Below are 12956 nucleotides of genomic sequence, written 5' to 3'. Positions count from 1 at the left end.
GTAGAGCCGCTGCGCTTACCAGTTCACCACATCCGCCCCGTCGCCTTCGCCGCCGGGTTGGCCGTCGGCGCCGAAAGAGTAGAGGTCGAACTCGCTGCGTTCGCCCGGATAGCGATACTCATAGGACTTGCCCCACGGATCATTGGGCACGGCCTTGCGCAAGTAAGGGCCTTCCCAGCGTTCCTCGCCCGGCGCGTTCACCAGCGCATCGAGGCCCTGGTCGGTCGAAGGATAGTGGCCGAGGTCGAGGCGGTACTGGTCGAGCGCCTTTTCCAGTGCGTCGATCTGCGCGCGCGCGGTCTTGACTTCGGATTTGCCGATCTGCGCGAAAAAGCGCGGGCCGACGTAGCCGGCGAGAAGGCCGATGATGACCATCACGACGAGCAGTTCGAGCAGGGTGAAGCCGCGCGGGCGGCGGGGGAAACGCGCAGCCCCACTCTGCGGCTGCCGAGTTGCAGTCATGGCCATCCTGTCTTCTGCGTTTTCCGATGATAAATCAGGGGCGGAATTGTGACATAGGACAGCCAAAGCGGACGCGGTCGCCTTTCTCCGCCGGCGCGCGGCGCGACGGGGACGCATTGCGCAGGAAAAAATCGGACTTTCGGTAGTAGCTTTCATTTGTCAAGCAACTTTCTCACGCTGTCGGCGATTTTTACACATGGTCTTAACACGGAGGCGAAAAACCAAAAAAAAGCTTTCTAATCATTAGTGTTGGCGTCCGGTACGGAATGTGCTTCGAGCAATGCGAGGGGGAGTGAAACTGTTTTAAGACCCCCTGCGCAACAAACACTAAGATGAGGGCTGGACCATGAAAATCGTGCATAACACTTTAGCGGCCGCATTGAGTCTTGCCTTCGCAGGCGCAGTGCACGCGCAACCGACTTTGCAGTTGGACATCCTCAACGGCGTCTACGATTCCGTTACCGAAACTGTCGTCGCGCAGGGCGATACGTTCACGCTATATGCCTATCTGATTCCCGACGGGTCAAACATGGTGACCGACACCTACGGGCTGTCGATGGCTGTTGTTCCCCCGACGGGACCGGCGGATTCGGAGTTGGGATCATTTACCTTCAACGGCGCCACGATCGACGTTACGGCGGACATGACCTATGGCGTGCCGCCCATCGAAACCGTTGCAACGCAGCTCTTCGATCCCGGTGATCTCGGCACTCACGGCATCTTTGAAACCTTCTTCTTCGAACACACGTTCAATTTTGTCGGAGCTGCCGAGTCCGGGGAGTACAACACGCAGGACGACGCCGGCCAGGGTCCGATCGCAGGTAGCGGCATGTTCTATCAGGCTTTTACGATCGACGTCGGGGATCTCGACGAAAGCGTTTCGATCCACTTCGATCTGTATAATCTTGAAATCTGCACTTCGACCGCTGGACAGTGCAACATCGTCGGTGACGTCGATCTGTCCCAGTTCGCGCCGTTCTCCCATGATGCGCAGAGCGGCCCCGGCGGTGGCGGCGGGGGCGGAGGAGAGGAAGTTCCCGAGCCCGGCACGACCCTCCTCCTCGGAGCCGGCCTGCTGGGATTGTGGGCGATGCGCCGCAGGAAAACTGGCGTGTGATTGCAGCTTTTCCCGCGGGCTGATTCCGGCGGAGCGCGCAGGCCTGCCTGCGCGCTCCGCGTTTGCACAAGACCACGGTCGCCCGGTTGCCGTCACAGCGTCAGCGTGCAACCGACACGGTCTCGCTGCCCGTGTTTCCGGCGGCATCTTGCGCCTCCACCGTCACCGCATGCGCGCCCGCGGCGATCTTCCTCGTATTCCAGCGATAACTCAGGCTGTTCCCGGGGGCGCTGCTGACGAGCGAGCCGTCAATGTACAGGCGCATCGACGATACGCCGACGTTATCGAAAGCGTGGGCCTGCACGGTAATGTTGCCGCTAACCTTGCTGCCGTCGCCGGGGTTGCTGATCAGGGCTGCCGGAGCAACCGTGTCAGCAGTGCTCGACGTGGCGGCGTTGGCCACCGTCACGTTGACGGCGCGCGAAGTGTAATTGCCTGCCGCGTCGTAGGCGTGCACGGTTAGCGTGGCGGCGCCGTCGGCCACCGTGGTGCTGTCCCAGCTGAAACCGTAAGGCGCGCTCGCGGCGCTGGCGACCTTCGCCCCGTTCGCCAGCAACTCGACATGGCTGACTGCGATGTTGTCGCTCGCCGTCACGTCGACGGTCACCAGGCCCTGCACCGCTGCGCCGCTCGCGGGAGAAACAATGCTCACGTTCGGCGCTGTCGTATCCTTCGCCTCGGCCGCGACAGCCGCCTGCACTGCAGCCGCCGCATTGATTCGGCCGTGTCCGTAGTATTTGTCGAAGCCGGCATTCCCCAGGTCGACGGCGGTCGAGAACAGGTATCCGGCGATGTCATCCGGCGAGAGCGAGGAATTGGCCGCCATCATCAGGGCGACGACCCCTGCGGCAGCCGGACTCGCGAACGAGGTCCCGCTCACGGAGCCATAGCCGCCGCCGTTCACCGTCGTATAGATGCCGGCTCCGGGGGCAGCGACGTCCACGTAGCTGCCGTAACTCGACCAGCTTGCCTTGACATCGCTGCTCGTGGTGCCGGATACGGCGATCAGCGTGTCGCTCGGAGCAACGGCTTCCTCGCCACCCGAGTTTCCGGCGGAGGTGACCAGTATCCCGCCCTTGCTCTTCAGATATTGCCCGGCGTTCTGCACGGTCAACGACCCTCGGGCACCGCTGTAGCTGACGTTAGCCACGCGCGCGCCGTTGTCGGCCGCCCACGTCACGCCTTTTGCCATCGTGCTGTACGATGCAGTACCGCTCGTACTGGCGATGCGCCCAGGAAGAATCATTGCGCCGCCAGCCACTGAAGCGACTCCGACGCTGTTGTTGCTCGCCGCCGCAGCGGTTCCGGCTACTTTCGTACCGTGGCCGGTGACATCGGCAGTGTTCGAATTGCCATCATAGAAATTCCAGCCGGGCAGCAGCTTGCCGGCGAGATCGGGATGCCTGCTATCGACGCCCGAATCCAGGATTGCAATGACGATTTGCTCGCCGGTACTGGTGCTCCACGCGGTCGGTGCGCCGATCTTCGGGAGGTGCCAGGCCTTCGAGTAATAGGGATCGTTGGTGCTGTCCGGCGGCACGATCATGTCCGGCTCGGCGAACTTCAGATGCTTGTTCTTGCTCAGCAGCGCGGCGACCGCTTTCTCGGACGCATTCGGCGGCAACTGGACGATATGGACGTCGATCGCGTCGATGCGCCCGACCGATTTGCCGCCGTGCGCTTTGAGGATTTTCTCGAGAGCGGCTTCCGGCAGGCCCGGTCGGGGCTGGACCAGGATTCGTCCGGGCACCCACGCGGCGGTGTCGCTCGCCGCGTATGCCGCCATCGAGCCTCCCGAACCGGCCAGTGCCAGCGCGAGCATGAGCGAAATACTGCGGCGCTGCGGTGACGCCCGCCGGGAGTGGTTGGGGCGGACGTTCATGGGCGTGTTGTTCATCTTCGATTCCTCGCGTTGCGCCGGGCCGATCCGTGGAACACGCGAGGAAATGCGGACAATAGATGAACAGCCCTCGTCCGAGAGGGTGCGACTCCACCGCCTGGCAATCCCGCTGTCATGGGGCGACCCCTGTAGACCGGTGATTTTGCGTCCCCGCCTTTCGACGGGTTTGCCTTTTTCAGAGCTGCCGACAGCGCACTGCCAGCGCGGGAAATTTACGACACAAGTTGGGCAGAGTTCTTTTGACTTACATTTAGAAACAATATAAATGGGCCGGCGGCGCGGTTTGCCGGCCCACGCCGCGCGCCATGTTGTGGTGCAGCATGACGGACAATGCACCGGATTGGTGTCCTCCTTGCGGCCACTGAGCTGTCATTTTCAAAGCTGCTTCGATCGATAAGGACAATTAAAACAATATGTTGATGAACTCGTGCGAAGCTGGCACCGGTCTTGCGATAACTCGGCTTGGGGCCTTGCCGCGCTTGGCGGCGTCACAGCACGCCGGGCAGGCCGACTGAATTCGCAAGGAGATACGGCATGAAGAAAATGAAGCTCGTGATGATCGGCAACGGCATGGCCGGCGTACGCACGCTCGAGGAACTGCTCAAGCACGCCCCCGACTTGTACGACATCACCGTGTTCGGCGCCGAGCCGCACGGCAACTACAATCGCATCCTGCTGTCGCCGGTCCTCGCCGGCGAGATGACGCTGCCGGAGATCATGTTGAACGATCTCGACTGGTATCGCGACCACGGCATCACGCTCCACGCCGGCAAGATGGTCACGAAGATCGACCGTGTGCGTCGGCGCGTGATCGCTTCCGACTCGACCTCCGCCGAGTACGACCGCCTGCTGATCGCGACCGGCTCGACGCCGTTCATCCCGCCGATCCCCGGCAAGGACCTGGCGGGCGTGCTCGCTTACCGCGACATCGCCGACACCGAGGCGATGATCGATGCGGCCGCCCGCTACCGGCACGCAGTCGTCATCGGTGCGGGCCTTCTCGGCCTCGAAGCCGCGAACGGGCTGATGCTGCGCGGCATGGACGTCACCGTCGTGCATCTCGCCGACTGGATCATGGAACGCCAGCTCGACAAGTCGGCGGCCGACCTGCTGCAGGCGTCGCTTGAAGCGAAAGGCATGAAGTTCGTGCTGTCGAAGCAGACCGATGCGCTCGTCGAAGGCGAAGACGGTCGAGTCGCCGCGGTACGCTTCAAGGACGGCGGCGAGATCCCGGCCGACCTCGTCGTCGTCGCCGCGGGCATCCGTCCGAACTACGCGCTCGCCGAGTCCGCTGGCCTCTACTGCGGCGAAGGCCGCGTGCGCGGCATCGTCGTCTCCGACACGATGCAGACGATCACCGACCCGCGCATCTACGCAGTCGGCGAATGCGTTGCGCACCGCGGCGTCGCGTACGGCCTCGTCGCGCCGCTGTTCGAGCAGGGCAAAGTGTGTGCGAACCACCTCGCGAACTTCGGCATCGGCCGCTACGAAGGCTCGGTGACGTCGACAAAGCTCAAAGTGACGGGCATCGACGTGTTCTCGGCCGGCGATTTTTCCGGCGGGCCCGACACCGAGGAGATCGTGCTGCACGACCGGCAGGGCGGCGTCTACAAGCGCATCGTCATCAGGAACAACCGCATCGTCGGCTCGGTGCTGTACGGCGACACCGCGGATGGCGCGTGGTACTTCCAGCTGATGAAGGACGGCCAGGACATCGCGGCGATCCGCGACCACCTGATGTTCGGCCAGAACAACTTGGGCGACGCCGGCCACAAGGGCGAGAACAAGGCCGCGGCGATGCCCGACACCGCCGAAGTGTGCGGCTGCAACGGCGTGTGCAAAGGCACGATCGTCAAGGCGATCAAGGAGAAAGGGCTCTTCACGCTCGACGACGTCAAGAAGCACACGAAGGCCGCGTCCTCGTGCGGCTCGTGCACCGGCCTCGTCGAGCAGCTCCTCGCCTCGACGATCGGCGGGGCCTATCAGGCGGTCAGCGTGCACGACAAAGCGGTGTGCGCGTGCACCGAGCTGTCGCATGGCGACGTCAGGAAAGCGATCCGCGACCACAAGCTGCTGACGATCCCCGACGCGATGGACATGATGGCGTGGAAAACGCCGAACGGCTGTGCGACGTGCCGCCCGGCGCTGAACTATTACCTGATCTCGACCTGGCCGCACGAAGCGCAGGACGACCCGCAGAGCCGCTTCATCAACGAGCGCGCGCACGCGAACATTCAGAAGGACGGCACGTATTCGGTCGTGCCGCAGATGCTCGGCGGGCTGACGACGCCGGCCGAACTGCGCCGTATCGCCGACGTCGCCGAGAAGTACAACGTGCCGACGGTGAAAATGACCGGCGGCCAGCGCATCGATCTGCTCGGCATTAAGAGGGAGGACCTGCCAAAGGTCTGGAAGGATCTCGGCATGCCGACCGGCCACGCGTACGGCAAGAGCATCCGCACCGTGAAAACCTGCGTCGGTGCCGAGCACTGCCGCTTCGGCACGCAGCGCTCGATGGCGATGGGTGTCGATCTCGAACGCATGCTGTTCGGCATGTGGAGCCCGCACAAGGTCAAGCTCGCGGTGTCCGGCTGCCCGAGGAACTGCGCCGAATCCGGCATCAAGGACGTCGGCGTGATCGGCGTCGATTCCGGCTGGGAGCTGTACGTCGCCGGCAACGGCGGCATCAAGACCGAAGTCGCGCAGTTCCTGTGCAAGGTCGCGACACGCGAGGAAGTGCTCGAGTATTCGGCGGCGTTCCTGCAGCTCTACCGCGAGGAAGGCTACTACCTCGAGCGTACCGTGCATTACGTGCATCGCGTCGGCCTCGAGCACGTCAAGAGGCGCGTCGTCGAGGATGCGGCGAACCGCAAGGCCCTGTACGAGCGCCTGCTGTACGCGGTGCAGGACTACAAGGACCCGTGGGCCGAACGCTACGCGGCCGACGCGGCGCCGGCGCAGCGCGCGCAATTCGAAACCCTGGAAGCGTGAGAAAGACGATGAATGCGATATCCCTTCACCAGACCCCCGCGGGAGCCGACAGCGAGACCGGCTGGAAAACGATCTGCGCGCTCGACGATATCCCGGTGCTCGGCGCGCGCGTCGTCGCGTCCGCGCACGGCGACATCGCGATCTTCCGCACCGCCGACGACGAGGTCTTCGCGATGCACGACAAATGCCCGCACAAGAACGGTCCGCTGTCGCAGGGCATCGTGCATGGGCGCCAGGTCACGTGCCCGCTGCACGGCTGGAAAATCCAGCTCGACAGCGGCGAGGCTGCGGCACCCGACGTCGGCTGCACGAAGCCGTTCGCAGTGAAGCTCGTCGACGGGCTGGTGCTGCTGAAAGCGTAAATGCGCCGCACGGCGGAAAGCGACGCTTCGACGCGGTCGAAACACGGTTTCGCCGCAGCCACGAGCGCAGCGCCTTGCACCCAATTTTCTGATCGCAGCACCGATTCCGGAGCCAACCCGATGGACAAGAAAGCTTTCCTCAAAGCCGGCCACCCGCCCACGCTGCTCGCGGCTTTCCTGTATTTCGACCTCGCGTTCATGGTGTGGGTGATCCTCGGGCCGCTGGGCGTGCAGATCGCTGCCGACCTCGGCCTCGACCACGCGCAGAAAGGCCTGATGGTCGCGATCCCGGTGCTCGCCGGCGCGATCCTGCGGATCTTCATGGGCGTGCTCGTCGACCACCTGAAGCCGAAGATGACCGGCGCGATCGGCCAGGTCATCGTCATCGCGGCGCTGTTCGTCGCGTGGCAGTTCGGGATCCATAGCTACGAGCAGACGCTGCTGCTCGGGGTGTTCCTCGGCGTCGCCGGCGCGTCGTTCGCGGTCGCGCTGCCGCTCGCGTCGCGCTGGTATCCGCCCGAGCACCAGGGCACGGCGCTCGGCATCGCCGGCGCCGGCAATTCCGGTACCGCGATCGCCGCGCTGGTCGCGCCGGGACTCGCCGCGGTGTATGGCTGGACGAACGTGTTCGGCCTCGCGCTGGTGCCGCTCGTGCTGGTGTTCGGGTTCTATCTCCTCGTCGCGAAGGACGCGCCAGAGTGTCCGCCGGCGAAGCCCGTCGCCGAGTATTTCAGGGTGTTGAAGGACAAGGACGCGTGGTGGTTCATGTTCTTCTACGCGGTCACTTTCGGCGGCTTCGTCGGGCTGGCATCGTCGCTGACGATCTACTTCAATACGCAGTACGGCCTCGACGCGAAGATGGCAGGCTATTTCACCTCCGCGTGCGTGTTCGCCGGCTCGATGGTGCGTCCGATCGGCGGCGCGGTCGCCGACCGCATCGGCGGCATTAAGAGCCTGTCGGTGATGTACGTGCTCGCGGCGCTGTTCCTCGGCGTCGTCAGCGTCGGCTTGCCGGCGGCGTGGATGGCGCTCGTCGTGTTCGTCGCTGCGATGCTCGCGCTCGGGATGGGCAACGGCGCGGTGTTCCAGCTCGTGCCGCAGCGCTTTCGCAAGGAGATCGGCGTGATGACGGGACTGGTCGGCATGGCCGGCGGCGTGGGCGGTTTCTATCTCGCGTCCTCGCTCGGCTACGCGAAACAGGCGACCGGGAGCTATCAATCCGGGTTCCTGATCTTCGCCGCGCTCGCGCTCGCGGCGCTCGTCGGGCTCACTGCGGTCAAGACGCGCTGGCGCACGACGTGGGGCGCGGCACACCTGACGTCGGCGAAGATCTGACGCGTTTTGCGGAGAAGCGGCGTGGCGCGGATCATCGATGCGAGTTCGCGGTTCAGGCCCGCTCCCGGGCCGCCGGGGAACGCGGCTGTCCCCGTCCCCGCGTCGTCGTCGCCTCGTGCCGCAGCGAAATCACTCGAAGTCACGCTCGGCCACGCGTCGCAGCAGGGGCTGCGGCCCGGCAACGAGGATTTCGTCGGGGCGGTGACGCCCGAAGGCGCGCCGCTTGCGGCGAAGGGGCTGCTGCTCGCGATCGCCGATGGGGTCGGCGGCCACGCGCGCGGCCGGGAGGCGGCCGAATATTCGGTGCGCGGACTGCTCGCCGACTATTTCTCGACGCCCGACACGTGGAGCGTCGAGAAATCGCTCGATGCCGTGATCGCCGCGCTGAACCGCTGGCTGCTCGCCCAGTCGGCGAAGTCGCGCGAGTACGCCGGCATGGCGACGACGCTGACCGCATTCGTGCTGCGCGGGCGCCGTTACCACGTCGCACACGTCGGCGATTCGCGCGCGTACCTGCTGCGCGATGGCGAACTGTGGCGCCTGACCGAAGACCACACCTGGGAACACCCCGAGCTCAGCAACGTGCTGCGCCGCGCGGTCGGACTCGATGCGCAGCTCGCCGTCGACTATGACGACGGCGAGCTGGCCGCCGGCGACCGTTTCGTGCTCGTCACCGACGGCGTATGGGGCGCGCTCGGCGACGGCGGCATCATCGAGATCCTGAAGCGCCACCCCTGCGCCGAAGACGCGGCCGACGTGCTGACGCTCGAAGCCTTGGCGCGCGGTGCCACCGACAACTGCACCGCTTTGGTCGCGAACGTCGAGGCGGTGCCGCCGGACACGCTGCGCGACTGCTACGCCGGCGCGCGCCACCTGCCGCTGCCCCCGCGGCTGAAGGCAGGCGACGTGCTCGACGACTTGCGGATCGAGGAACTGCTGCACGAATCGCGCGTGACGCTGCTGTACCGCGTCACGCGTCTCGCGACCGGTGAAGCGCTGGTGCTGAAGACCTTGCGTCCGGACGCGGCCGACGACGAGGCGGCGAGCGCGTTGCTGCGCGAGGAATGGCTCGCGCGACGCGTGCCTTCGCAAAGCTTCCCCGCGGTCGCGGAAGCCGATGCGCGCAGCGCGCTCTATTACCTGATGAGCTGGCACGAAGGCGAGACGCTCAAAGCGAAGCTCGCGCGCGGCCACCGCTTCGCGCCGCACGAGCTCGTCGCGCTCGGCGTGCCGCTGCTGCGCGCGGTCGGCAGCCTGCATCGGCTCGGCATCGTGCATCGCGACATCAAGCCCGACAACGTGCACGTCGACCGCCCCGGCCAGCTGCGGCTGCTCGACCTCGGCGTCGCCGCGTCGGACGCCGAAGACCTGCGCGAAATCAACAACCCCGGCACGCCGTCCTACATGGCGCCCGAACTTTTCAACGGCGGCACGGCGAACGAGTCGTCGGACCTCTACGCGTGCGGCGTGACGCTGTATGAACTCTTGACGCGCAAGTACCCGTACGGCGAAGTCGAGCCGTTCCAGCGGCCGCGCTTCGGCGAGCCGGTGCCGCCGACGCGCTACCGCCCGGACACGCCGGCGTGGCTCGAAGCGGTGCTGCTGAAAGCCTGCGCGCGCGACGCAAAGGACCGCTTCGAGACTGCCGAGGAGTTCGTGCTCGCACTCGAACGCGGCGCGCACCGTCCGCTCGCGACGCATCGCCGCGTACCGCTCGTCGCGCGCAACCCGGCGCTCGCGCTCAAGCTCCTGACCGCCGCGTCGCTGCTGCTGAACCTGATCCTGTTGTTCCTGCTCAGTCGGCGCTAGACCGATGACGAGCCTCTCCCGCGGAGCCCCCGATGAAAACGAAAGCCACCTGTCCCTACTGCGGCGTCGGCTGCGGCGTCCTGATCGAACATGACGATCGCCGCATCACCGGCGTCGCCGGCGACCCCGAACACCCGGCAAACTTCGGGCGCCTGTGCACGAAAGGCGCGACGCTGCACCTCTCCGCGCGGCCCGAAACCCGGCTGCTGCACCCGGAGCTGCGCGCCGCGCGCGGGATGCCGCGCCGCCGCGCGAGCTGGGACATCGCGCTCGCGACCGCCGCCGAACGTTTTGCCGCCGCGATCAACGAGCATGGCCCGGAGTCGGTGGCGTTCTACATCTCCGGCCAGCTGCTGACCGAGGACTACTACGTCTTCAACAAGCTCGTGAAAGGCTTGATCGGCACGAACAACATCGACTCGAACTCGCGCCTGTGCATGTCGAGCGCCGTCGCGGCGTACAAGCAGACGCTGGGCGCGGACGCGCCGCCGTGTTCATACGAGGACTTCGCGCACACCGACTGCCTCTTGATCGCCGGCGCGAACCCGTCGTACGCGCATCCGGTCGCGTTCCGCCGCATCGAGGACGCGAAAGCGGCGCGTCCGGCGATGAAGATCATCGTCGTCGATCCGCGCCGCACCGACACCGCGGCGGCCGCCGACCTGCACTTGCCAGTCCTGCCCGGTACCGACATCTGGCTTTACAACGCGATGCTCAACGTGCTGCTGTGGGAAGGCCACGTCGACCAGGCTTTCGTGCGCGAGCACACCGACGGGTTCGCTGCGCTGCGCGACCACGTGCGCGACGTCACGCCGGCGGTCGCTGCCGAAGTCTGCGGGCTCGGCCGGCGCGGCGCCGACGACATCGTCATGGCGGCGCGCTGGTGGGGCGAGGCGAACGCGGCGATGTCGCTGTGGTGCCAGGGGCTGAACCAGTCCACCCACGGCACGCACAACGGTACTGCGCTGATTGCGCTGTCGCTCGCGACCGGCAAGATCGGCCGCGCCGGCTGCGGTCCGTTCTCGCTGACCGGCCAGCCGAACGCGATGGGCGGGCGCGAAGTCGGGGGCATGGCGAACCTGATGTCCGGTCACCGCGATCTCGCGAACGCCGAGGATCGCGCCGAAGTCGCGCGGCTGTGGGGCGTCGACGAGGTGCCTTCGGCGCCGGGGCTGACCGCGATCGAACTCTTCGACGCGGCGCACGACGGCAGGATCAAGGCGCTGTGGATCGCGTGCACGAACCCTGCGCAGTCGCTGCCGGAGCAGGAGCGGGTGCGCGAAGCCCTCGCGCGCTGCGACTTCGTCGTGCTGCAGGAGGCCTACGGCAACACCGAGACGGCGCCGTTCGCCGATCTGCTGCTGCCGGCGGCGACGTGGGGCGAGAAGGAAGGTACGGTGACGAACTCGGAGCGGCGCATCACCCACGTTCACCGCGCCTTGCCGCCGCCGGGCGAAGCGCATCCGGACTGGCGCATCATCTGCGACTTCGCGCGCGAACTCGGGCCGCGTATCGGCAAGGACGCGGCGCGGCTCTTCCCGTACGCGGCGCCGTCCGAAATCTTCACAGAGCACGCCGCCTCGACTGCCGGGCGTGACCTCGACATCACGGGGCTGTCGTACGCGCTGCTCGATGCGGCCGGTCCGCAGCAGTGGCCATTTCCCAAAAGCGCGAAGGTCGCCGATACAGCCGGCCGTAGCCGGCTTTATGCCGACGGCCGTTTCCCGACTGCGGACGGCCGGGCGCATTTCATCGTGCCGACCGAGCGGCTAACCGCCGAGCGCGCCGACGCGCGCTATCCGCTGCACCTGACGACCGGCCGGCTGCGCGATCAGTGGCACGGCATGAGCCGCAGCGGCAAGGTCGCGCGACTCTACAACCACGTCGACGAAGCCCGCATCGAGATGCACGCTGACGACCTCGCGCTGCGCGGGCTGAAAAGCGGCGATCTCGCGCGCGTCAGGAGCCGCCGCGGCGACGTCGTGCTGCGCGCCGAAGCCTCGCCGGAAATCCGCTCCGGCCAGGCGTTCATCGCGATGCACTGGGGCGGCAACAGCCTGAACTCGGCTGGCGCGAACGCATTGACGCTGCGCGACTTCGATCCGTTTTCGAAGCAGCCCGAGCTCAAGCATGCGACGGTGCAGGTCGAAAAAGCGGTGCTGCCGTTCCAGGCGCTGATCATGCGCGGCGAGCCCGGTGCGGCCGGCGAGGAGGAGGGGAGCTGGAACGATGACGCAGCGTCGAACGAAGTCCCTGGCACGGTCGCGGGCAGCGGCGCGGCGAACGCGGCCGGTCTCGCGCTGCAACGTGCGGCGGCGCTCGCGCCGTGGCTCGAGCGCTTCAGCTACGCGTCGCTCGCGCTCGCCGGCCGCGACCATCCCGCGGTCGTGCTGCGCATCGCGCACCACCAGCCGATCCCGCCCGAGTGGCTCGCCGAGCTCGATGCCATGCTCGGGCTCGACGACGAGCATTGCCTCGCGTACAGCGACACCCGGCGCGGCGTGACGAAGCGCGCGCGCATCGACAACGGGCTGCTCGTCGGCCTGCGCCTCACCGGCGAAACGGCGGCGGCCGGCTGGCTGCGCGACGTGCTCGTCGAGCGCCAGCCGACTGCCGACCTGCGCCGCTGGATCCTCGCGCCGCTCGCGAACCCACCGGCGGCGGCGAAGAGCCGTGGCCGCATCGTGTGTACGTGCCTGAACGTCGCGGAAAGCGACATCGCCGCAGCGATCGCCGGCGGCGACGGCTTCGACGTGCTGCAGGCGAAACTCAAATGCGGCACGAGCTGCGGCTCGTGCGTACCGGAGATCAAGCGCCTCGTCGCCGCCGGAGGCAGCATGGCGTAACGGGCCCAGCCGAAGGCGCCGGTTGTTCCGCGCGGACGGGCGACGTGCTCGATCCGGATCCGGCGCGAACCGGCAAGTGATGATCCGCCGGCTTCATGCGTCTTCTTCGCCCAGGCAGGCCAAGCCGTTTGAGG

The 12956-nt window shown here is 66.5% G+C and carries 8 protein-coding genes and 1 riboswitch; of the genes, 6 read left to right on the top strand and 2 right to left on the bottom strand.

The genetic code is table 11. The features are described from left to right. Nucleotides 1–15: 15 nt before the first annotated feature. Nucleotides 16–462: a type II secretion system major pseudopilin GspG gene (gene gspG / locus PA01_04390; protein KON80962.1), complete on the bottom strand. Its 447-nt coding sequence runs from the start codon at nt 460–462 to the stop codon at nt 16–18. Nucleotides 463–808: 346 nt separating this feature from the next. Here gspG and PA01_04385 point away from each other — a divergent pair, with 346 nt between their 5' ends. Beyond that, nucleotides 809–1579 carry a choice-of-anchor N protein gene (locus PA01_04385; protein KON80961.1) on the top strand — a complete coding sequence of 257 codons (771 nt, stop codon included), beginning with the start codon at nt 809–811 and terminating at the stop codon, nt 1577–1579. 100 nt (nt 1580–1679) lie between these two features. Here PA01_04385 and PA01_04380 read toward each other — a convergent pair whose 3' ends face one another. Then, complete coding sequence (locus PA01_04380; protein KON80960.1) at nt 1680–3476, bottom strand: S8 family serine peptidase; 1797 nt, start codon at nt 3474–3476, stop codon at nt 1680–1682. A 99-nt stretch (nt 3477–3575) separates the two neighbouring features. Further along, nucleotides 3576–3660, bottom strand: a riboswitch (cyclic di-GMP riboswitch). 353 nt (nt 3661–4013) lie between these two features. Between PA01_04380 and nirB the strand changes: the two genes are divergently transcribed. The 5 genes from nirB to PA01_04355 all read left to right on the top strand — a co-directional run bounded on the left by nirB (nt 4014) and on the right by PA01_04355 (nt 12822). Then, complete coding sequence (gene nirB / locus PA01_04375) at nt 4014–6470, top strand: nitrite reductase large subunit NirB (protein KON80959.1); 2457 nt, start codon at nt 4014–4016, stop codon at nt 6468–6470. Nucleotides 6471–6478: 8 nt separating this feature from the next. Further along, the gene (nirD, locus tag PA01_04370) at nt 6479–6832 is read left to right on the top strand and encodes a nitrite reductase small subunit NirD (GenBank protein KON80958.1); all 354 of its coding nucleotides are present in this window, start codon (nt 6479–6481) and stop codon (nt 6830–6832) included. 120 nt (nt 6833–6952) lie between these two features. Further along, nucleotides 6953–8167, top strand: coding sequence for a NarK/NasA family nitrate transporter (locus PA01_04365; GenBank protein KON82299.1), 1215 nt, complete (start codon nt 6953–6955; stop codon nt 8165–8167). A 21-nt stretch (nt 8168–8188) separates the two neighbouring features. After that, nucleotides 8189–9976, top strand: a complete 1788-nt coding sequence (locus PA01_04360; GenBank protein KON82298.2) for a bifunctional protein-serine/threonine kinase/phosphatase — start codon at nt 8189–8191, stop codon at nt 9974–9976. A 32-nt stretch (nt 9977–10008) separates the two neighbouring features. Then, a complete protein-coding gene (locus PA01_04355; GenBank protein KON80957.1) occupies nt 10009–12822 on the top strand; it encodes a molybdopterin-dependent oxidoreductase in 2814 nt (937 codons plus the stop codon). Nucleotides 12823–12956: the final 134 nt, after the last annotated feature.

Origin of the sequence: Azoarcus sp. PA01, from assembly GCA_001274695.2 — a bacterium.
Lineage (GTDB): Bacteria > Pseudomonadota > Gammaproteobacteria > Burkholderiales > Rhodocyclaceae > Aromatoleum.
This window is presented reverse-complemented; position numbering and strand designations above follow the sequence as displayed.